Genomic DNA, 20,903 nt, shown 5'->3' with positions numbered 1-20,903 from the left:
CTCTGCTAATTAAGTAATGTGTCTCACAGACATTAGTTAGGGAGGTCACATGCAGTGGTTTCGAGTCGCCCTGGGCATGTTCATCATTGCCTTCGGCGCAAACAGCTTCGCCCCGATGCTGTTGACCTATCGTTACGAGGCTGGGCTCAGCGAAGCAACGGTCACATTCCTGCTCGCCGCCTACATTTTCGGGCTCATTCCCGCGCTCCTCATCGGCGGTCGCCTATCGGACAGGGTCGGACGACGCGCCCTCATGCGCCCCGCGCTGGTCATCTCCGCGGTGTCGTCGCTGATCATCCTCTACGGTGGCCTCGGTCAGGTCTGGGCACTCACGCTCGGCAGGTGGATCTGCGGCGTCGCCGTCGGCTTTGTCATGGCCTCCGGGGCAGCCTGGCTCCGCGAGGTATCCGACGCCCCCGTTGCCGTCAGTGCCCGGCGCGCCACCATCGCCTCCACCGCAGGTTTCGGCGGTGGCCCCATCGTCGCTGGTGTCCTCGCCGAATTTGGCCCCAATCCGCTGATCCTGCCTTGGCTCTTCCATGCCGTCGCCACCGTGCTCCTTGCCCTGGTGGTGTGGCGTCTTCCGGAGGTCCCGGTCTCCGGCACGGTTCAGGGCCGATTCTTCCCCAAGACGGCGCTAAGTTCCCGGTTCTTGTGGAGCGTCGCGGCGTGGGCGCCGTGGGTGTTCGGCTGCGCGTCCACCGCGTTCGCAATCCTCGTGTCCCTCACCAGCTCGCACTTTGAGCACAAGTTCGTGTTCGCTGGGGTTGTCGCGGGAATCACCATGCTGGTGGGTGTGGCCGTTCAGCCACTCGTGCCCCGGCTGGGTAGTGGTTTCGTGCCGCCCGCCGTCGTCGGCCTAGCTTTCGCTTTCCTTGGGATGATCTTCAGCTACATCATCGCCCGCACAAACCAGCCACACTGGATCTGGCCAGCGGCCCTCGCACTCGGGTCCGCCTACGGCATCATGATGGTGTCCGGGCTGCGCGAGGCGCAGATGATGGCGCCACCATCGGAGCTGGGCTCCCTCATCGGCATCTTCTATTCGATGACGTACCTCGGGTTCTGTGTTCCTTTCGTGGTGTCATTCGTCGGTCCCGCCTACGGATACGACACCGTCTTTATCATCGGCATGGTCGTCATCGCCGCCTCGGTATGGCCCGTCACGCACGTGATCAAGAAGTACGAGCCACGATAGGGCGCCTCAATAATCAGCAAAAATCGACAGGGTTCTCGATCTCTCCCAACCCCTCGATCTCCACTCGCACCACGTCCCCGTCGCGCAGGTAGCGCTGGGGGTCCCGGGCATGGCCGACGCCCTCTGGGGTACCGGTGGCAATGACGTCGCCCGGTTGCAGGGTATAGATCCGGGAGATGAACTCGATGAGCTGCGCTGGGCTGAAGATGAGGTCTCCGGTGGAGTCCTGCTGCATGACGTCTCCGGAGACGGTGGTGGTCAGCTGCCCACCCGGCTCAAAGATGGTATCCAGCCACGGGCCAAAGCCCGCGGTGTGCTCGAAGGACTTTCCTTGGTGCCACTGTTTGGTCTGATTTTGGAAGTCCCGCATGGTGAAGTCGTTGATGATGGAGTAGCCCGCGATGTAGTCCGCAGCGTCCGCTGCCGCGACGTTTCGAGCGGGTGATCCGATGATGACTGCTAGTTCACCCTCAAAGTCCGCGGCCGTGTTGGCAAAAGCCGGCACCTGCGAGCTGTCATACGCGCCGATGAGCGCCTCTGGGAACTTGATGAACAGCGTGGGCACCTCGGGGAAGTCATGCCCCATTTCTCGAATGTGCTTAGCGTAATTCAAGCCGACGCAAATGATTTTGCCTGGGCGCGGTATGACGGGGGCGAAATCCTCCCGGGACACGTTCACCACGGGACCGGTGGGTTCGATGTGTTCCCAGCCGGGTTGCGTGAGCAGGGCGGTGACGTCGGGAAGGCCGTCGTAAAGCGTGGCGGTGGTGTCGGACTCCATGCGGGCGGCACGGGTGCCGTCGGCGGTCCGGAGCGTGGCGATGCGCATGTTAACCCCTAGCGAGATCGACGAAACGGGAGTAGTGCAGCTGGTGGGCGACCGGGATCGTATCGATCGGGCCGCCACGGTGCTTAGCCAAGATAATATCGGCCTCGCCGGCGCGTTCGTCGTCTTTATCCTGAGAATCCGGGCGATACAGCAGCATGACCATGTCGGCGTCCTGCTCCAGCGAGCCCGATTCACGCAGGTCAGCGATCTGCGGGCGCTTGTCCGTGCGGGATTCGGGACCACGGTTCAGCTGGGAAATCGCGATCAATGGGACGTCGAGTTCCTTGGCGAGCAGCTTCAGGGAGCGGGAGAATTCGGACACTTCCTGCTGGCGGGATTCGACGCGCTTGCCGGAGCTCAACAGCTGGAGGTAGTCCACCACGATCATCTGTAGGTCGTGCTTCTGCTTGAGTTTTCGGGCCTTGGAGCGGATTTCCATCATGGTGAGGTTGGCGGAGTCGTCGATGAAGATGGGGGCGTCCTCGATCTGGCCGACCCGGTTCGCGAGCTTCGCCCACTGCTCGTCCGTCATCCTGCCCGAGCGCATGTCGGTGAGCTTGATGTCCGTCTCCGCCGACAGCATACGCATCAAGATCTCGGACTTGGACATTTCCAGCGAGAAGATCACGGAGGTTTTGCCGTGCTTGATAGAACAGGAGCGCATAAAGTCCAGTGCAAGGGTCGACTTACCCACGCCGGGACGGGCCGCGATGATGATCATTTGGCCACCGTGCAGGCCATTGGTGAGGTTATCCAGGTCCACGAAGCCCGTGGGCACACCCTTGGCCAGGCCACCATTTTCGGCAATCTGACTGAGCTCTTCCATAGTGGAATCCAGGATGTCAGCGAGCACTTGGTAGTCTTCGGTGGCCTGGCGTTGCGCGATGGCGAACACTTCCTGTTGGGCCAGGTCAAGCACCGCGTCGATCTCTGCACCTTCGGTTCCCTCGTAGCCCAGCTGGACGACGCGCGTCCCGGCGTCGACAAGGCGGCGCAGGATCGCTTTCTCAGCCACGATTTCGGCGTAGAACCGCGCATTCGCTGCCGTCGGAACGCTGGAGACCAGGTCATAGAGGTAGGGGGCGCCGCCCACGCGCTCGAGGTCATTGCTTCGATCCAGTCGGCCACGCACCATGAGCGCGTCAACTTCGGCACCTTCGGTGAAGAGCTCCAGGATCGCGCTGTAAATGATCTGGTGGCGTGGGTGATAGAAGTCCTCCGGGGAGAGGACTTCCACGACGTCTTCGATGGCGGTGACGGACATCAGCATTGCGCCCAGCACGCCCTTTTCGGAGTCGGAATCGTGCGGTGGCTGCCGACCGAACTCACGACCTTCCGGGATGTCGCGGTCATATTTTCTGTTGCGCCGGTAGGTGTTGTCCTCGGTTGGTTCCGGGGGGAGTGGAACGGACGAATCGTCAAAGTGTGGTGTGGTCAATTGCCTCTCCCCTATCCGGTTTTTGTTAGCGTTTCCAGTCTCCCAGACTGCCTTCCAGACCGCCAACGACGGCCTCTATTATGGGCCATTTTTCCTCCTCAGGACACCCGCGTTGCACCCACGTCCGTGTGGCTGCCTGCAGTATTCCGTGGCAGGCTGCTACCGCATAGAAGTCACGGGCGCTGTCATTGGGGCGCACGATGTCCCGCAGGGTCTGCGCGAATCCGTGTTCATCGAGGCGTCGGGCTTCGCTGGCGCGGGCGTCGTCGTGCCCAAACAGCACGTGTTGGGTTTCGTGGGGACGCTGCAGCTTAACGACGTAATCCAGTTGCGCTTCTACCAGTGCCACGACCCGGTCTCTGGTGGATGCTTTTCCGGTGACAGCGTGGCGTTGCAACTCCCTGAGTTGCTGGAAGTGCTGCTCCAGCACTGCGGCGAAGAGTCCGGATTTTGAGTCGAAGTACTTGTGCACCAAAGCCACAGACACTCCGGCGGTTTCTGCCACGGCGGCGACCGATACGTTTTGGTAGGAATGCGTGGCGAAGGCCGACCGCGCGGTGTCCAGGATGAGAGCCTTGCGCTGCGCTGGGTTCATTCGGGTTCGCTGAGACATGTTGACAGCATAGCGCGAGTTAGTGCAAGATACTCACTAACGTAAGTGAGTTGCATATACTAAGGGAGTTTTTACATGTCACACTGGTCAGAACACACAATTTGGTGGCACGCTTACCCGTTGGGGTTCACCGGCGCGCCCGTGCGCCCCACGCCAGAGGAACGCGCTCTCACGCATCGGCTTGATTACCTCACCGACGCCCTCGACCACCTCATTACCCTCGGCTGCAACGGCCTCGCACTCGGCCCCATTTTCACTTCCCACACGCACGGCTATGACACGACCAACTACTTCGACATTGATCCGCGCCTGGGAACCATGGCGGATTTCCAGAAACTAGTAAGTGCCTGCAAGCAGCGGGGAATCCGGATCATGCTGGACGGCGTTTTCAATCACGTGGGCGCGGGCTCGCGTTACGAGCACCTGGTCCGGCCCGACGCGGTTTTCGAAGGCCACGCCGACCTGCACACCCTGGACCACTCGCGCGAGGAGACGTCCGAGCTGGTGGCGGAAATTATGAACTTTTGGCTCGACCATGGCATTGACGCCTGGCGTCTCGACGCCGCCTATTCCGTGCCACTCGAGTTCTGGCAGGCGACCCTACCCAAGGTGTACGAGAAGCACCCCGACGCCTGGATCATGGGTGAAGTCATCCACGGCGACTACGCCGCCTTCGCTGGCGCCATGAACTCGGTGACCCAGTACGAACTATGGAAGGCTATCTGGTCTTCCCTCAAGGACAACAATCTCTTCGAGCTCGACTGGAACCTGCAGCGCCACAACACGTTCCTGGATTCCTTCACGCCGTACACCTTCATCGGAAACCATGACGTCACCCGCATTGCCACCCAGGTGGGCCTTCCCAAAGCAGCGCTAGCCCTCACCATCCTCATGACGGTTGGGGGCGTGCCTGCGATTTACTATGGCGACGAGTTCGGCTACGAAGGACTGAAGGAGGAGCGCCTCGGCGGGGACGACGCGGTGCGCCCCATGTTCCATTTGGGCGATTCCCCTATGTTGGCCCTCCACCAGGAGCTCATTGCTTTCCGACGCCGCCACCCATGGCTCACCACTGCCCGCACCACATCCACGTCACTGGAAAACACCCGCATGAGCTACCGCAGTACCGGCCCAAACGGGGAATATGTGGACGTCACTATTGAGCTTGAACCAGAGCCCGTCGCCCACATCGTCAGCCCCAATGAGCCCACAATTACCATTCAACTCACATAGTTATCCACAACCGTGTGTGGACAACCATGTGGAGTAGTAGCATCGCTGCAGGTGAGAGGTTTATTACCCGTTATTCACAGCTGTTTGCTGACATTTTAGCTGGTCAGAGCATGTTTTTACTTTGACATTTTTCGTGACCAGGGGATTTGACAAAGTGGCTTTTTACGTTCCTTCTCGTCTCCCCCCCTCTCACCTTGACGATAGTTATCCACAAGATGTTGTGGATAACTTGTAGTTGATAGCGATTTGTCCTGCGCAACGAATCCCTGTCCAAGAACCCGAGAAAACAGGTTAAGTCGCAAAATCTACGTCGAGATTCCGTGGCGAGGCCAGGGCAGGACTGGTACATCGAGGGTTTCCTTCACAGGTGAGCGCTATCTAACACAGTTGGTGGAGAACGGTTGGTAGAGAGTTCGAGTAGAAATTAATCTCGACCCCCTGTGTGACGCGACTTCCTCTCGAACTCTCTACCAACCGTTCTCTACCAACCGCCTACACCGGTGTAGTGCCGCTTCAACCGCCAATTTCGCTACATAACCCCGACATAACCCACGACTTCACCCGAGAAAACACTAACCGGGCCCCACCTCGATACAAGGTGAAACCCGGTTAGTGCGCTGTTGTCGTTGGGCTATGGAATTAGCCGCCGTTGCATGTGCCTAAGGGCTTAGGCTGCAACGACCTTAAAGTTGATCTTGCCGTTAATATCGTCGTGCAGCTTGACCAGTACCTGGTAGGAACCCAGAGCCTTGATGTGGCCCTTTGGCAGGTCAATGTTGTGCTTCACGAGAGATGGGCCGCCGGCAGCCTTAACTGCATCGACGATGTCCTGCGTGGTGACAGAACCGAAGAGCTTGCCGGAATCGGCGGTGCGAACCTTAACCTCGACACCTTCCAGGTTGTCGAGCTGGGTGCGAACCTCGCGAGCGTGGTCGATGTCGCGAATTGCGCGTTCCTGCTGGGCACGCTTGATGCCCTCAACCTGCTTCTCAGCGCCGCGGGTGGCAACGATTGCCAGGCCGCGTGGCAGCAGGTAGTTACGTCCGTAGCCGTCCTTGACCTCTACGATGTCGCCTGCGACACCGAGCTTGTCAACGTCGGCGGTGAGGATCAGCTTCATGATCCCTGCCTTTCAAAGTTTCTAAAGTGAAATTCAGCAATTATCTGGAGTGTGAGCCGCGTTTAGAACGGTGGCTCGTCGTCTGCTCCACCGAATCCACCACCGGCAGGAGGGGCGCTGTTCCATGGATCATTGTCCGGAACCTGCTGGGAGTTTTGGTTTCCACCAAAACCGCCCTGCTGCTGGCCGCCGCCAAAGCCACCTCGCTGTTGCTGCTGTGGCTGTGGTTGTGCGGAACCCTGCTGGTTGTTATTGAACTGCTGGCCACCGCTGTAGTTGCCGCCACCCTGAGAAGGGGTGCGGGTAACTTGTGCGGTTGCGTACTTGAGGGATGGGCCGACTTCGTCCACTTCGATTTCGAAAATGGTACGCTTCTCGCCCTCGCGGGTCTCGTAAGAACGCTGCTTGAGGCGTCCTTGGACGATGACTCGCATGCCCTTCTTCAACGACTCGGCTACGTTTTCAGCAGCCTGGCGCCACACATTGCAGGTGAGGAATAGCGCTTCACCATCTACCCACTGGTTCGAGTTACGGTCGAACGTGCGGGGGGTGGAAGCGATTCGGAAATTCGCCACCGCTGCACCGGATGGGGTGAAACGGAGTTCTGGATCGGCAACGATGTTGCCGACCACGGTGATTACGGTATCTCCGGCCATGTCCTTACCTTTCTGCGTTTTAGTTCAGTGTGAATTCGAGTGTAGGCGAGCGCTGATTAAGCGTCTACGCGCAGTACCTTGGTACGCAGAACGTCGTCGCTGAGGTTCAGCAGACGGTCAAGCTCGAGCACGGTTGCGGACTCGCACTTGAGAGCGATGACGGCGTAGATGCCTTCATCCTTCTTGTTGATTGGGTAGGCCAGACGGCGCTTACCCCAGATGTTTACCTTTTCCACGGTGCCGTTTTCCTTGCGGACGACTTCGAGGAACTTGTCCAGGGACGGGGCTACGGTGCGCTCATCCTGAGATGGATCAAGAATGATCATGAGTTCGTATTGACGCACGGACCTCATCACCTCCTATGGTCTAGTAATTTGAATCGGCCACACCCATCGGTAGGCATGGCAGGAGGGTCGTTGCGTCAGCAACCTATTTAAGGTACACCAGGGCAACTACTGAATCCAAGTCGTTCCCCATCCGATCGCCTGGCTCACCGGGAGGATCGTGAGGAAGACAACGGCGCACGCCACTAACGCCCACACCACCTTGAGCGGCTTTTTATACATGAAACATGCAAACGCGCTCATCATGAACAAAAAGCCGATGAAAATCTCCCCGACCATGATGAACATTGCGGTATTAGACATGGGTTTCCTCACGAGTTGTGGTGGCAGTGGGCGTCGTTAAGCGCGGCGAAAGGCGAAATGGACCAGCCAGCGGGTCGCGCCCTTCGTGTGCATCTGTGACCTTATCAGCGCGCAGTCCGAGCATCGTACGAACAATGAGCACGCACATGACGACGACAAATCCATCACGCACCACAACCGCAACATTGAGCATTTCCGCCGGCGCACCCAACTTATCCTCGCCCATCATGTGCCACGTCAGAATCGGCCACAGTATCGCCTCAGATAGCATCCACGACAGCAACAGGCGCCACTGCGGCAACGCCAACACCGCGAGTGGTACCAGCCACAAGGAATACTGCGGGCTCCACACCTTATTAACCAACAAAAATCCAGCAACGATCAGGAAACCCAACTGCGCTACCCGTGGTGTGTGAGGTGCCCGAAGCCCAATCCACAACACCGCCAGGCAGAACAGCCCAAACAGGGCAAGACTCACAAAATTGAGTTGTCCAGGGGTCAGGCTCGGCACGCCCATCCGAGTGAGCACCGCGTACACGGTGGTCCACTCCGCGCCTCGCTCCCGATTCAGCCGGAAAAACTCGTTCCACGCCTGCGGATACAGCGCCAACACGGGAAGGTTCACCACCAACCACGACATCGCAGCCACCAGCGTCATCTTCACCCAAGGGACAAATTTCCGCCCTCGAAGCGCGAGCACTAGATACGCACCCAAGATGAACAGCGGCCACAGCTTAAACGCCGTCCCTAGCCCGATCCAGAACCCGGCAACAACGAGGCGCGACCGCTTTACCGCCACCAAAGCCGCGACGACACACAACACCGGAAGGATGTCCCAGTTAGAAAACGCATGAACAGCCACGACGGGAGACGCCGCCATCAGGACCGTATCCCACACCCGATTCCCCGCCAGCTCCGCCACCAATTTCACGGCGATGGTCCAACAGGCCGCCAACGCCAACGCCGTGACTATGAAATAGACCGTCACCTGGGGTATCGCGTGCCCCGGAAAAGCATCGACCACCCGGTACACCGCATTGCCCACCAGCGCGCAGACCCACTGAAACAGGGCGGTGAGCACCGGGTATTCCATGTAGCGAGTAGTACCGCCTTCAAGCCAGGAGTGCGCGTAGGGGAAGGTTCCATGCGCGTAGTCATACACTCCAAACAACGGAACGATATCGTTGTAGCACGCTGACACGTACTGGCGATTTCCGGACCAGTCCAGCGTCACCCCGGCATCGCCACGCTTGCCCATCAGGCAGTTCGTTTTAGACAAAAACCCAAACGCCAAGAACACCAACGACGTCAGCACAAAAACCCGCAGCGGTGTCCACAACCGCTGCGTCCCCACAGCAGCGTGACGCCCCAGCGGGCCGCCCAGGAACTCAATGAACCCGCGCGCCATCGGCTCCGTCGCCGCGGGGCTTACCCGCTGGCTCACCGACTGCTTCGCGTGCTCAGGCACCGTACCCAATGTGTATTCGTCCGGACTCACACCGTGGATACTACCAATGGTTATTCGCTGCTTAGTACATACACAAACTGCCCCGTGCAGGGCACAAGGGCAGTTCGTCGGGAAAAAACTACAACAAGCTGTTCAGCAAGTCGTTGAGGCTAGGAGGTGGCGGTGGTCCCTGCGGCCCCGGGGCCGGAGCTGGAGCCACAGGTTCCACGCCAGGGACTTCCGATTCCTCTGATGCGGATGGATCCTCAGTGGACTCCGCATCCTTCTTGCTTGGCGCGGCCGGTGCCGGCGCTTGGTTGCGGTAGAACTTGTTCGGATCTGGGATGATGGGGCCAGCCTCCGGGAAGTATGCAAAGTTCTGGCCCGCGAGCGACTTGTCCATCACGGACTTCCAGATTTGCGTCGGCAAGCCAGCGCCATACATGTTGCCGCCCCAGGCGTTCAGCAGTGGCGAATTGTCCACCGTGCCCACCCACACTGCGGTGGCCAGCTGCGGGGTTGCGCCGATCATCCACGCGTCCTTGTTGTAGCCCGTATCGCCGAGCTGCACCGTACCAGTCTTTGCAGCGGAAGGCCTACCACCGGCGAGGGTGCCATTTGACCAGCCCGCGATCGGCCCCATCGCTTTGATCGTGTTATCCGCGGCAACCTTGCTGATGCGACGCTCACCGTTGCCAACCTCATGCTGGTACAGCACCTCACCATCCGCAGTCTCAACCTTTTCCACAAAGTGTGGCTTTTGCCAAATGCCCTCGTTCGCCAACGTGCCCAAAGCTACCGCCATGTCCAGCGGACGAGTCTGGTACTGGCCAAGGATGACACCTTCGTACGGATCGCCACCATTTTCAGACAGCGTCTTATCGATACCAGGCACGGAACGAGCAACACCGAGGGCGTGCGCCATGTCCGCAGTATCCTTCGGGCCATGCGCCAAGTCCTTCTGCAGTCGGATGAAGGACGTGTTCAGGGACTCCTTCAACGCCTGGCTGATGGTGCAGGTACCGCAGTTACCACCGTCGGAGTTGTTCACCGTGACGTTACCCGTCTTTACCGGGGCAGAACTGTAGTAGGCATTCGGGGAAATACCCTGCTGCATAGCGGCTGCGAAACCGAAAATCTTGAACGTAGAACCAGTTTGCATCGCCGAGTTGGCAAAATCCCAGCCGCTGGCTTCCTCACCACCGTAGTAACCACGCACTGCGCCCGTCTTCGGATCAATGCTGACGGTAGCGGTACGAATTTTCTCGTCCTCGCCCTGCAGCAACGTCTGCACGGAATTCACAGTGTTTTCCTGGACACGCGGATCGATCGTGGTAGTCACGCGGAGGCCGCGGGTCTGGACAACATCCTCCGTGATGCCCAAATCTGCGAGCTCCCACATCACTTGGTTCTTAATCAGACCATTGGTGCCGGTTGCCTCCGTGTACGCACGGTTCTGAGCAGGATCAGTGGTCTCTGGGTACACCAAAGAGTCACGTTCTGCCTGGGACAAAGTGCCGGTGCTGACCATGCCGTCCAGCACGTAGTTCCAACGATCCTCAGCCCCAGCCCGGTTAGTCCACGGATCTAGCTGGCTCGGACGCTGAATGGAAGCCGCTAGCACTGCCGCTTCCGCAGGGCCAAGTTCCGAAAGATCCTTACCAAAGTACGCCTTCGACGCCGCGGCGACACCGTAAGAATTACGACCAAAGTAAATGGTGTTCAGGTAGGCGGCCAGGATCTCGTCCTTCGACCATTCCTTCGTCATCTTCGCGGAATAGATCAGCTCATGGATCTTGCGCTTAATAGAGTGCTCGTTACCCACCACCGTATTCTTGACGTACTGCTGGGTAATGGTCGAGCCACCGCCGGCAGAGGCGTCGCCACGGAGCTGGCCCAGCGCGGCGCGGGCAAAACCGGTCAGGGAGTAACCACGGTTGGTATAAAACTCACGGTCCTCAGCCGCCAGCACAGCATGGATCACTGGCTGTGGAATCTGGTCAATGCCGACGGTGGTGCGGTTACCTTCGGCTGGCACCACACGCGCCAACTCCGACGAGCCGTCCGACGCCAAAATCAGGGAAATCTGCTTGTTAGCAAGCTCCTCTGGTTCTGGAACATCGGCCGCCACGTACATGCTGCCCAAGATGAAGGCCGGAATAGCAATAGCGACGGCGATGATCGCGGCGATCGTGCCCCACAGGCTCTTTTTGCTACGCTTCCGGCGCCGTTTGCCCTTCGTAGTCCGGGTGTTACTGGTCACTGTACTTTTGTCCATTCCTCTATCTATTGAGCGGATCCCTCAGGCTGCAGCTGTTGCGGTCTGCAGCAGATGGTTCCATCGGCAGTCCGGACACACCTCTACAGTGTGTACCGTGAACGGCTTGTGAGTCAGCGCAATCCGTTCGATCTCTGAGAGATCACGTGCAGTACCTGCCATTTTCCCTAAGTGCTCGCCAAATATCCAAAGCACCACGCGAAGATTTTCGCTTTCACACACTGGACACGGCGTTTGTGCAGGTTGGCCGTGGAACTTTGCGGCCGTAACAAGAAGGAAATCTGCGTCACACAACTCTTCTTTCCGCTTTAATCCTGCTCGCCACTGCCTCAGGACCCGCTTCCGGGGAAGCTGATGGCTGACAACTGCACTAAAGACGACCACCGGGACAGTATATTGCGTCTGTCAACACCACTCTAGCGGGCGGTTCTGAATCGATTAACCTCGCTTCTTTATCGATCAAGCCCCTTTCAAGATGCACCAACCACACTAGGTTGGTAGAGGTTACATCCCATTTAGGAAGTGAGAATCTAAGTTGAGCGAATCTAAAGTTCGGGTCGCCATCGTCGGTTGCGGCAACTGCGCAACCTCCCTCGTAGAAGGCGTCCAGTTCTACCGCGACACCCCAGCCTCCGAAACCGTGCCAGGCCTCATGCACGTCCAATTCGGCGACTACCACATCTCCGACGTTGAATTTGTCGCAGCATTCGACGTCGATGCCGACAAGGTAGGCAAGGATCTCTCCACCGCCCTGCGCTCCAGCCAAAACTGCACGATCCAGATCGCCGAGATTCCACACCTCGGCGTCGAAGTGCAGCGTGGCCCAACCCTCGACGGCCTGGGCAAGTACTACCAGGCAACCGTCACCGAGTCCGAGGCAGAAGCCGTCGACGTAGCGCAGGCGCTTCGCGACGCCAAGGTGGACGTAGTCGTGTCCTACCTGCCGGTCGGCTCGGAGCAGGCAGACAAGTTCTACGCGCAAGCCGCTATCGACGCAGGCTGTGCCTTTGTCAACGCACTCCCAGTCTTCATCGCCTCCGACCCGGAGTGGGCTGCCAAGTTTGAGGCTGCTGGCCTGCCAATCGTCGGCGACGACATCAAGTCCCAGGTTGGCGCTACCATCACCCACCGTGTCATGGCCCGTCTGTTCGAGGAGCGCGGCGTGCGCCTAGAGCGCACCATGCAGCTCAACGTGGGCGGCAACATGGACTTCAAGAATATGCTCGAGCGCGAGCGCCTGGAGTCCAAGAAGATCTCCAAGACCCAGGCCGTGACCTCCAATCTGAAATCTTCTCCAATCGCCGGGAAGATCGAAGACCGCAACGTCCACATCGGCCCATCCGACTACGTTGAATGGCTCGACGACCGCAAATGGGCCTACGTCCGTCTGGAGGGCAAGGCCTTCGGCGAGGTGCCACTGAACCTGGAGTACAAGCTGGAGGTGTGGGACTCCCCTAATTCTGCGGGCATCATCATCGACGCCGTCCGCGCCGCCAAGATCGCCCTGGACCGTGGCCTCTCCGGCCCGATCCACCCAGCGTCTTCCTACCTGATGAAGTCCCCTCCTCGTCAGCTCCCTGACGACGAAGCCCGTGCTCAGCTCGAAGACTTCATCAAGGGCTAGCGCTGGTTTGTGGGAATTTCTTTTCATCCCCTAATCCCCGGGAAGCGTTTCCCGGATCTTGGAAGAAATAAGCAGAAATAGCAAATACGAAGCATATTTTTGCTCCGAAACCCGGGAAACGCTTCCCGGGTTTTTTACGCTGAGGGGATCCCCAAACCCATGTCTCAGTGACCAGCTACACCCTTTTTGCGACAAAACATTTTCGAATATGGAAACACTAATGTGTTTTGTGGTTCTATTGATCCATGAGCACAGCTGATTCCTACGAAAATTTTTCGCCAGAGGCGGTTTCGGAGCAACTTCGTCCAGCGATGACGAAGCTTTATGTGACTTATTTCCGACGGGCGGCCCAGTCTTCCCTTACTGGACCTCAACTGACTATCCTCACTCATCTTGCTGAGGTTGAGGCGGAGCGGATCAGTGAGATCGCTAAGAAAGAAGGCATCCGGATGCCGACTGCTTCCAATACGTTGCACCAGTTGGAGCAGCGGGAGTTAGTGGAGCGTGTCCGCGACAAGGCTGATCGGCGTGGTGTGTTGGTGCAGATTACTGAGACGGGTCGTCGGGAGTTGGCGAAGGTGGGTGAGGAGCGTACTCGCTATTTCGCGGAGATGCTGGGCACGTTGGATCCTGAGGAGTTGGAGCAGATAGCGAAGATTGTGCCGCTGATTACCAAGATGTCGAATCTGTACACCAACTGATTTACCTCGGTTTCGGTATGGGCTGTTAGACTCCAAGTAGTTAACCTTGTGTTCATAGTTTTTCGGCACAGGGGCGTCCGTTTTCCGCAACTGTAGAACAACTCTAAATGGCGAAAATTTCCCCCCAGAACTCTTCGGAGATCCGGATTCTTGTCGCTGGTAAGCCTCATCACGGCGACAAATCTAAGGGCAATGCTGCACTTGATTATGCGGCGTGGCTGGCCCGGACTTCCCCTATCCGAATTCAGATTGTGTCCACGTTTGTGCGGCCGTGGCCGTCGACAAGCTTTGCCAAACTTGGTGGCAAGTACAAGAAGTGGCATGCCAAGGAGACTGCGGCGTGTGTGTCGTGGGCGCGGAAGAGTTTGTTGGCGGCGGGGATTCCGGAGGAAAGCTGGAGCGATCCGGTCGCGCTGTTTCTTGATGGGACGTCGGAGACGGCGTTGCTGGCGAAGGCCGCCGCGGATTTTGAAGCGACGATTATCCTCATGAATTCGTCTGATGTGACGGTTAAGGGCCGGTTCCTGGCCGGGTCGACCATGGAAACGCTGTTGCATTCGACACCGAAGCTGGTGGGGCTGATGCCTGACAGCACCAAGCTGTCCAAGCGGGGCGTCACTCGGTTGACCTATGGGTTCATCGACGGCGAGCAGAACGACGATGCGCTGCGTGAGACCGCAGAGCGCGCCGAGGCGTGGGGCATTCCGCTGCGCATCGTTGCCTTTGCCCCGGACATTTTGGATGATTCGGTCCTCCTTGATTCCACGAAGCTCCAAACTGAGATTTCGATCCAGTGGCGCGAGCACCTGTTCGCCGTCCTTGACCGGGCAAAGGACCTGGTCGCCGCGGAGTTCCCTGGCGTGACCGTGGAAACTGAGGTGGGTAGTGGTGGCAATTGGGCCGGTGCTATCGATGCCGTGAAATGGAAGAAGGGGGACCTGCTTTGCCTGTCCAGCTCCCCGATGAATCCCCTGGAGCGGGTGTTTGTGGGCTCCGCGACCAGCCACATTCTGCAGTATTCGCCGGTGCCGTCGATTATTAGGCCGGTGCTGCGATGAAAACTGCTGTGGTCACTGGCGCCAGCGGGGGCGTCGGCCTGGAGGTCACCCGCATGCTGCTTAACGACGGCTGGTCAGTCCACGCCCAGTACCGCACCGCACCCGGCCCCTTGGATGCCCACTGGTGGCAGGCGTCATTCCCCGACACCAGCGGCGCACCATCGTTGGATTCTCTGGACGCGCTGATTCATTGCGCAGGTGTGTGTTCATTGGGATCAGTGTCTAATCCTGACATGGCCGAATGGTCCGATACAGTTGCTGTGAACGTCCTGGCCCCCGTGGAGCTGACCGCCCACTACCTGCCACTATTGCGGGCTGCTCGTGGTGATGTGGTGTACCTGAATTCCGGTGCTGGGTTGCGCGCTAATCCGGGGTGGGGCTCCTACGCGGCCTCGAAGTTTGCGGCGCGCGCCTGGTGTGATGCGTTGCGGCTAGAAGAACCCGACATTCGGGTAACTAGCGTTTACCCGGGTAGGATTGACACTCCAATGCAGGAGGCGGTGGTCGCGGCAGAAGGTGGGGAGTACTGTCCTGCAGCGTATCTATCGGCAAGTACTGTTGCGGCAGCTGTGCTGCACGCACTAAACACCCCCGAAGACGGTCACCAGCATGAGGTTATTTTGCGTCCCCGGGGCTAAAGTGAATACCTAGCACATTGTGGGAGGAGCACAAATGACCGAGGACAACGGATACCGCATTGACCCGGAACTCGATCGCGTCCCGGAAGGTAAACGCCATCGCGTCACTGAGCTCGATCTCATGGCAAGCCCGGAGCTACGCCGTTCCCGGGCGCGCCTATCTATCAAGCAGGCAATTTGGTACACCATCTTCGCCTGCGTTGGATCCATCGTGATCGCCCTCATCATCATCGGGTTCTCAAAAGCCCAGGGCGGGCCGATGTGCTTCGAAGGGTCCCGGACTCTGATCTGTTCACGCCGCTACGAAATCCTCTTCCCCACCGTGACCGGCGGGTTTTCCATGCTCACCGTGATCGGCGCGATGGTGATCCTGTACCGGAAGTGGAAGCGCTACGAACTGTGGCAACCGTGGTTCGGCGTGATCTGGTTCCTCATCCCGTGGGCGATGACCATCATGACGGGGTTCGGCACGATGGCCATCGTCGGGCAATAGCCAGCTACTTTAAGCACAGCGGTGTAGCATCCGCTCCCCCACCCGCCATAGGGACGGAGAGGAAAACACATTCGTTCCATCCCGCTGTTCGGATGGCGCTCTTTACCTGGCCCCACTGCTCTGCACTCAGATTGGGCGTGCGCGACAGCACGAAGCCAGAGAGGCGATTCGGGCTACCAACGACTGCGAGGGAGTAGTCCTCAGCTAGCCAAGTCACCCGATAGTTCGCGGGACCATTAGGATCCTGGAATGGAACACCAGGGAAATTGACCCGCAGGGAGGACTCCGACAGTGGCGTTGCTACCCCCTCAATGTCGGAGCGGGAGCCGAGAAGTGTGCCACAAGAGTTATGGACTGCTACGGTGCCGTCGTCAAGCAGGCGGTACTCGGCAGTGGTGTTGTTAGCACATTGCAGGGTGTACGGCTGCGGAATGGCGGCTACCTGGTACCAGGTACCCATGTAGCGCTCCAGGTCGACGGGGCGCCCGAGTTCTGGGAGTTCACCAGGAATGACGGACGACCCTACTGGAACGACCTGGGAGGATCCGCCGGCGAGGCGTCCCCCGTCGAAGATGTCGGCTGCGGCAGCAGTTGGGAGGCTGAGCGCCCCAACGAGTGCACAGGTAGCGAGGCTAGAAAGTAAAGAGCGCATATAGATCCCTTCGGTTGTTAGTGTAACTATTTGATCATATCTGAGTAGATCCCCCTCCACTATAGTTATTTTTATTAGCACGTGTGTTCGATTTCATTTTCCAAGCTGTCTTCCGCATGTTTTACAATTCGAACCATGAACACATTAGAGCGCGCACAGGGGCTGCTAGCTGGCATATTATCCAGCCAGCACGAGCTGCTGCATGCTCTTGGCCAACCGGGATTCAGTGCGGAACAAACCAGGGAATTATTAGCTAGTGTGCGCGAAGTTGACCGACTAGCGGATCTACTAACAACTCGATTGCTGTCAGAGTTGCAGCACTCCCAAGGCTTCGAACCGAACTCGCGCGCGAGCTTCAACAAGCTGATGCACGAAGGCAGGTTTAGCAGAAAGCAGCTTAAGGATCTTTCCCGACTGTCAACTGAATTGTTTGACTCCCCGCCTTCGGTCGGACACACCGACGGTATCCCTGCCCGGTTGCCTCACACCGCAGCAGGCATGGCCAAAGCAGCATTTGGCGCGGAATCTGCCACGGTAATCTCGAAGACACTGGATGCGATCCCCAAGGGCACTCCCCCGGACACTGTTGCGTGGGTAGAGGAAGTCATGGCGAGCATGGCTCACCAGTTGGCCCCAGACGATCTCGTTCGGGCCGGGCAGAAGATCCTGCAAGGGCTCAACGCCGATAGCGAACCCAGCGACGAGGAACGTCAGCACAAGCGCAGCGTGAAGCTCTCCGCCCAGGACAGTGAGCTGATGGGCAAGCTTGCCGGCACCGTCACCCCGGAACTTCACGCTTTGTTATCGCGGTTATTTGCTGACTACGCGGGCCCAGGCGACCTCCTACCGGAGGTCGAGAAGGAAAACGACAGCCGTACCCAGGACCAGCGCAACCACGACGCACTGGTGAAAGCACTGAAATACGCGCTTAGCGGGCCTATGCGCCCGACGCGCGGCTGCTCCACCGTGGTTGCCACAATGACAATTGAGCAGCTGGCGACGGCCGCTGGAGTGGTACCGACGGACGTCGGCACGCTGCTGTCCGTGCAGGATTTGATCCGCCTCGGCGCGGACAAAAACGCTTTCCTGGCGATCTTGGATCCAGACACCGGCAACCTAATCGAGCTGGGTAAAACCAGCCGGGCCGCTAATCTTTACGCCTACCTCGGCCTAGTGGCCTCCCAAGGCGGCGATATGACGCCGGGGTCCTCGCTGCCCGCGGCGCTGTGCGAAATTCACCATCTGCTGGCCTGGCGCTTCAGCGGCCGCTCGACAGCGGGAAACATGAGCCTGATCGGCCACAACACACACCGAAACGTGGATGATGCGCAAGAAAATCCGAAAAAATGGTGGACACTATGCTCGGAGACCGGGCAAATGCTGTGGATCCCACCTGAAAGCATCGACCCGAAACGAAGACCCCAGGCCAATTTCAACCCCATGACCTGGTTTAACCCAGGGCAGATGATACGTTTCGGGCTACATGATTCAAGGCCGGTTCCCCCATTCCAGCGACCCAGATCCGTCACCTGCCCGCGCTGCAACTACCCGGCGGCGTGAGCCTGCTTCCGCACCACCTCGGCACACTCATCCCTGCCGCAGGTGCGCTTCGCCGGATCCGCTGCACACGAAGGACACATCAGGGTCTGGGTGCGGCACTCCAAGTTGCCACAGTTCTCGAACTTGTTCGTTGGGGTACCGCAGTGCACACAGTGCCCAAGCTGCACAAATCCCGGGTCCTCGGTGCCCATGCCGAACTCTGTGTGCATCCGCTTGTCAAAAACATATAGCGAGCCTTCCCACAGCCCATCATTGCCATACTTTTCGCCATAGCGGACAATGCCACCGTCGATCTGGTAGACCTCTTTGAAACCGCGGTTCTTCATAAGCGCCGACAGGATTTCGCAGCGAATACCACCGGTGCAATAGGAAATGACTGGCTTGTCCTTCATCCAGTCATACTTGCCGGATTCCAGCTCCCTAATGAAGTCATGCGTGGTGTTAACATCCGGCACCACGGCGTTCTTGAACTTACCGATCTGCGCCTCCATGGCGTTGCGGCCATCGAAGAACACGACTTCGTCGCCACGTTCTTCCACCAGCTTGTTCACCTGCGCTGGCTTGAGGTGCACGCCACCACCGACGACACCGTTTTCATCCACCTTGAGTTCCCCCGGCGCGCCGAACGCCACAATCTCATCGCGGACCTTGACGGACAGACGTGGGAAGTCCTCCGCGCCGCCCTCGGACCACTTGAATTCCATCTTGCCGAAGTACTCTTTGCACTTCTTTACGTACTCTTTACAGGCAGCCATGTCGCCACCGACGGTGCCGTTGATGCCGTGCTCGGAAATCAGGATGCGCCCGCGCAGGCCGAGGCGTTCGCAGAGTTCGCGCTGCCACATCATCACGGCCTTGGGATCGGACAGGGGAAGGAACTTGTAATACAGGAGGATCTTGCTGATGCGCTGCATGTATTCGAGTTTAGTGGTAGGCCGCGGAAAACCCTAAAGCTTCCACCATCGCCTCCTCGGACCCTAAACGTGGCCCTAGCAGGTACAACACGTAAATGAATGTGGCGAACGCAATAGTGCACCAGCGCCAGAACCTATCCCACGGCAGCCATTTCGCCACCACGGCGCCGACCAAAGCGCCGAAAGTATTGAGGATCAAATCATCCGTATCCGAAATGCCAAGCGCAAAGACAAATTGCAGGACCTCAATCGTAAGCGATATCCCCAGGCCAAGGGCGACCGTGCGACGGACGTCGCGAAGCAGCTGGTAGGCGATCAACCCCAGTGGCACAAACAGCACCACGTTGCCTACCACGTTAAATAATGGGCCGAACCAGCTACTGGGGGCGATGAGGTCATTGAAGGGGACTAGTTGGATTTCACGCAGGTGGTGCGCTTCCTTTCGCCACAGGTGACCAATCACAAAGTATCCCTTAAGCAGGGTCAACAAGACGATGACTGGGAAATAATAGAGGAGAGTTTTCAATGGTTACTCCCGAAACGTAACCCCCGGGTGAGAAGGAGAACGAAATTGAGCATACGTGCACAATACCTAGGTGTGTGTCGGAGTTTCATCCCACTCCACACCCGGGTCAGTGAGCCAGGCCAGAGCTTTGTGCCATTCCATGAGGATTTCGTCCGTGTGTTCATCAACGTAATGCGGATCCTCGGGGCGTAGCGTCTCATCCACCGCGACCCACCGAAGCGAGCGCACATACTCATAGAAATCACAGATCTGTCGACTATCCGGCAGCGTAGTGAAATTCCTGATGAACTCCGTGGAGCCCCATTCAGCGGCAACGCCAACAACATCGCTGCTTGACACGCCTGCGAGGTCATCCGCATGGGCTGGAGCACGACCAGTCAAGTGGTCCGGAAGCGACACTGCACCGAGCAGGTGCATGAGCGGCTGCGCTGCCTTATCACACCAGCTGAGCTGCGTCGCTTCTTCCATGATTTCCGTGCTGCGATCCCCGAGAGTAACCGCCTCCACAAACGCGCGTTCCCGCGGGGAGAAAGCGGCGAATGCATCGGGCATCCGTTGGTTAATAGGTGCGATGATGTTCTCGTTGTGGTGCCACGCCACCGCGATTTCTGAAACAACGATCAGTGCGCAGGCACGGCAGGCAACGTCCCGCGCGTCGCGCAGCTGTATTTCGTGTTCGCTACGAACCGGTGGCAGATCATCCAGCACGTTGATGCCGAGCACCCCGAGTTCGGCGCGGATGCGGCTGGCGCGCATGCGGGCGTCTGGATGGTAAGGGACAGAGTATTGGTTAGCAGGGTCCAGCAGGTCCTCACCGTCGATATTGTGCAGCTTATGCTCATCCAGGAAGATTGCGTTGGCGTCCTCGGCCCATTTCTCATCAGGCAGCTGCGCGAACTCGTAAACCACTTGTGTTGCGCGCGCATGCTCAAAGGTGGCAAACAAACCTGCATTCATTTGTCTGCCCGCGCGCTGCAATCCTTTTGTGGTGACCAGGTGTTTGACCTGTTCGATCGGGCCGATAAAGGACTGGAATTTGGTGATGTCGGCGATGTCCTGGAAGGTTGTCGCCGTTGACCACGTCCCCGGGATGATATCGCGGACGGTGGCCAGCGCAGTGATTGTCATACTTCAACAGCCTATTGCAGGGTTCGCCCTTGTGCGCTCGGGACAGGTAAGTAAACGTTAATTGTCAGACTACTTGTGAAACGCCTTTTAAGGAGGATTCATGAGTACGAAAGTTCATTACTCGGCTAGCCGGTTTACCCCCGAGCAGCG

At 58.4% G+C, this 20,903-nt stretch carries 22 protein-coding genes; 8 read left to right on the top strand and 14 right to left on the bottom strand.

Annotated features, from left to right (window positions below; genetic code table 11):
- Positions 1-49 precede the first annotated feature (49 nt).
- Complete coding sequence (locus tag ACZ6ZO_RS11720) at positions 50-1,198, top strand: MFS transporter (protein WP_465292798.1); 1,149 nt, start codon at positions 50-52, stop codon at positions 1,196-1,198.
- A 13-nt stretch (positions 1,199-1,211) separates the two neighbouring features.
- On the opposite strand, the gene ACZ6ZO_RS11715 is transcribed toward ACZ6ZO_RS11720, so the two are convergent.
- Genes ACZ6ZO_RS11715 through ACZ6ZO_RS11705 form a run of 3 tightly spaced genes read right to left on the bottom strand, consistent with a single transcriptional unit; the run spans position 1,212 to position 4,078 of the window.
- Positions 1,212-2,027, bottom strand: a complete 816-nt coding sequence (locus ACZ6ZO_RS11715) for a fumarylacetoacetate hydrolase family protein (protein WP_465292796.1) — start codon at positions 2,025-2,027, stop codon at positions 1,212-1,214.
- A gap of 1 nt (position 2,028) precedes the next feature.
- Positions 2,029-3,465, bottom strand: coding sequence for a replicative DNA helicase (gene dnaB / locus ACZ6ZO_RS11710; RefSeq protein WP_465292794.1), 1,437 nt, complete (start codon positions 3,463-3,465; stop codon positions 2,029-2,031).
- A 25-nt stretch (positions 3,466-3,490) separates the two neighbouring features.
- The gene (locus ACZ6ZO_RS11705; RefSeq protein ID WP_465292792.1) at positions 3,491-4,078 is read right to left on the bottom strand and encodes a TetR/AcrR family transcriptional regulator; all 588 of its coding nucleotides are present in this window, start codon (positions 4,076-4,078) and stop codon (positions 3,491-3,493) included.
- A 75-nt stretch (positions 4,079-4,153) separates the two neighbouring features.
- On the opposite strand from ACZ6ZO_RS11705, the gene ACZ6ZO_RS11700 reads away from it, so the two are divergent.
- Entirely contained in the window at positions 4,154-5,311 is a 1,158-nt protein-coding gene (locus tag ACZ6ZO_RS11700) for an alpha-amylase family glycosyl hydrolase (RefSeq protein ID WP_465292790.1), read from the top strand.
- A 667-nt stretch (positions 5,312-5,978) separates the two neighbouring features.
- Here the strand turns inward: ACZ6ZO_RS11700 and rplI are convergent.
- The 7 genes from rplI to ACZ6ZO_RS11665 form a co-directional block, all read right to left on the bottom strand.
- Positions 5,979-6,431, bottom strand: a complete 453-nt coding sequence (gene rplI, locus ACZ6ZO_RS11695; protein WP_182384958.1) for a 50S ribosomal protein L9 — start codon at positions 6,429-6,431, stop codon at positions 5,979-5,981.
- Between the two features lie 62 nt (positions 6,432-6,493).
- The gene (locus ACZ6ZO_RS11690) at positions 6,494-7,087 is read right to left on the bottom strand and encodes a single-stranded DNA-binding protein (RefSeq protein ID WP_465292787.1); all 594 of its coding nucleotides are present in this window, start codon (positions 7,085-7,087) and stop codon (positions 6,494-6,496) included.
- Between the two features lie 56 nt (positions 7,088-7,143).
- Positions 7,144-7,431: a 30S ribosomal protein S6 gene (rpsF, locus tag ACZ6ZO_RS11685; RefSeq protein WP_465292785.1), complete on the bottom strand. Its 288-nt coding sequence runs from the start codon at positions 7,429-7,431 to the stop codon at positions 7,144-7,146.
- Between the two features lie 108 nt (positions 7,432-7,539).
- A complete protein-coding gene (locus ACZ6ZO_RS11680; RefSeq protein ID WP_208768480.1) occupies positions 7,540-7,734 on the bottom strand; it encodes a hypothetical protein in 195 nt (64 codons plus the stop codon).
- The gene (locus ACZ6ZO_RS11675) at positions 7,727-9,232 is read right to left on the bottom strand and encodes a glycosyltransferase family 87 protein (RefSeq protein WP_465292783.1); all 1,506 of its coding nucleotides are present in this window, start codon (positions 9,230-9,232) and stop codon (positions 7,727-7,729) included. The genes ACZ6ZO_RS11680 and ACZ6ZO_RS11675 overlap by 8 nt, the downstream gene beginning before the upstream one ends.
- Before the next feature lie 88 nt (positions 9,233-9,320).
- On the bottom strand, positions 9,321-11,459 hold the full coding sequence (locus tag ACZ6ZO_RS11670; protein WP_465292781.1) for a transglycosylase domain-containing protein: 2,139 nt from the start codon (positions 11,457-11,459) through the stop codon (positions 9,321-9,323).
- Between the two features lie 24 nt (positions 11,460-11,483).
- A complete protein-coding gene (locus ACZ6ZO_RS11665) occupies positions 11,484-11,843 on the bottom strand; it encodes a DUF5318 family protein (RefSeq protein WP_182384963.1) in 360 nt (119 codons plus the stop codon).
- Positions 11,844-11,994: 151 nt separating this feature from the next.
- Between ACZ6ZO_RS11665 and ACZ6ZO_RS11660 the strand changes: the two genes are divergently transcribed.
- From ACZ6ZO_RS11660 to ACZ6ZO_RS11640, 5 genes are all read left to right on the top strand, one after another.
- Positions 11,995-13,083 (top strand): inositol-3-phosphate synthase, encoded by a 1,089-nt coding sequence (locus tag ACZ6ZO_RS11660; protein WP_182384964.1) that lies wholly within the window; start codon positions 11,995-11,997, stop codon positions 13,081-13,083.
- A 245-nt stretch (positions 13,084-13,328) separates the two neighbouring features.
- Complete coding sequence (locus ACZ6ZO_RS11655) at positions 13,329-13,784, top strand: MarR family winged helix-turn-helix transcriptional regulator (RefSeq protein WP_182384965.1); 456 nt, start codon at positions 13,329-13,331, stop codon at positions 13,782-13,784.
- A gap of 107 nt (positions 13,785-13,891) precedes the next feature.
- Positions 13,892-14,842: a universal stress protein gene (locus ACZ6ZO_RS11650; RefSeq protein WP_182384966.1), complete on the top strand. Its 951-nt coding sequence runs from the start codon at positions 13,892-13,894 to the stop codon at positions 14,840-14,842.
- Positions 14,839-15,480 (top strand): SDR family oxidoreductase, encoded by a 642-nt coding sequence (locus tag ACZ6ZO_RS11645; RefSeq protein WP_182384967.1) that lies wholly within the window; start codon positions 14,839-14,841, stop codon positions 15,478-15,480. The genes ACZ6ZO_RS11650 and ACZ6ZO_RS11645 overlap by 4 nt, the downstream gene beginning before the upstream one ends.
- A 34-nt stretch (positions 15,481-15,514) precedes the next feature.
- The gene (locus ACZ6ZO_RS11640) at positions 15,515-15,973 is read left to right on the top strand and encodes a hypothetical protein (protein ID WP_182384968.1); all 459 of its coding nucleotides are present in this window, start codon (positions 15,515-15,517) and stop codon (positions 15,971-15,973) included.
- A gap of 4 nt (positions 15,974-15,977) precedes the next feature.
- Here the strand turns inward: ACZ6ZO_RS11640 and ACZ6ZO_RS11635 are convergent, their stop codons facing one another.
- Positions 15,978-16,625 carry a lipocalin family protein gene (locus ACZ6ZO_RS11635; protein WP_182384969.1) on the bottom strand — a complete coding sequence of 216 codons (648 nt, stop codon included), beginning with the start codon at positions 16,623-16,625 and terminating at the stop codon, positions 15,978-15,980.
- Between the two features lie 135 nt (positions 16,626-16,760).
- On the opposite strand from ACZ6ZO_RS11635, the gene ACZ6ZO_RS11630 reads away from it, so the two are divergent.
- Positions 16,761-18,185: a DUF222 domain-containing protein gene (locus ACZ6ZO_RS11630; protein ID WP_182384970.1), complete on the top strand. Its 1,425-nt coding sequence runs from the start codon at positions 16,761-16,763 to the stop codon at positions 18,183-18,185.
- On the opposite strand, the gene trhO is transcribed toward ACZ6ZO_RS11630, so the two are convergent.
- From trhO to ACZ6ZO_RS11615, 3 genes are all read right to left on the bottom strand, one after another.
- Positions 18,170-19,099 carry an oxygen-dependent tRNA uridine(34) hydroxylase TrhO gene (gene trhO / locus ACZ6ZO_RS11625; protein WP_182384971.1) on the bottom strand — a complete coding sequence of 310 codons (930 nt, stop codon included), beginning with the start codon at positions 19,097-19,099 and terminating at the stop codon, positions 18,170-18,172. The genes ACZ6ZO_RS11630 and trhO overlap by 16 nt on opposite strands.
- A gap of 10 nt (positions 19,100-19,109) precedes the next feature.
- Positions 19,110-19,625, bottom strand: coding sequence for a VanZ family protein (locus ACZ6ZO_RS11620; protein ID WP_182384972.1), 516 nt, complete (start codon positions 19,623-19,625; stop codon positions 19,110-19,112).
- 66 nt (positions 19,626-19,691) lie between these two features.
- Positions 19,692-20,753, bottom strand: coding sequence for a DUF4272 domain-containing protein (locus tag ACZ6ZO_RS11615; RefSeq protein ID WP_182384973.1), 1,062 nt, complete (start codon positions 20,751-20,753; stop codon positions 19,692-19,694).
- Between the last annotated feature and the right edge of the window lie 150 nt (positions 20,754-20,903).

This window comes from Corynebacterium sp. NPDC104732, from assembly GCF_055583565.1.
The sequence above is the reverse complement of the archived record's forward strand: the minus strand, read 5'-3'. Positions and strand labels throughout refer to the sequence as shown.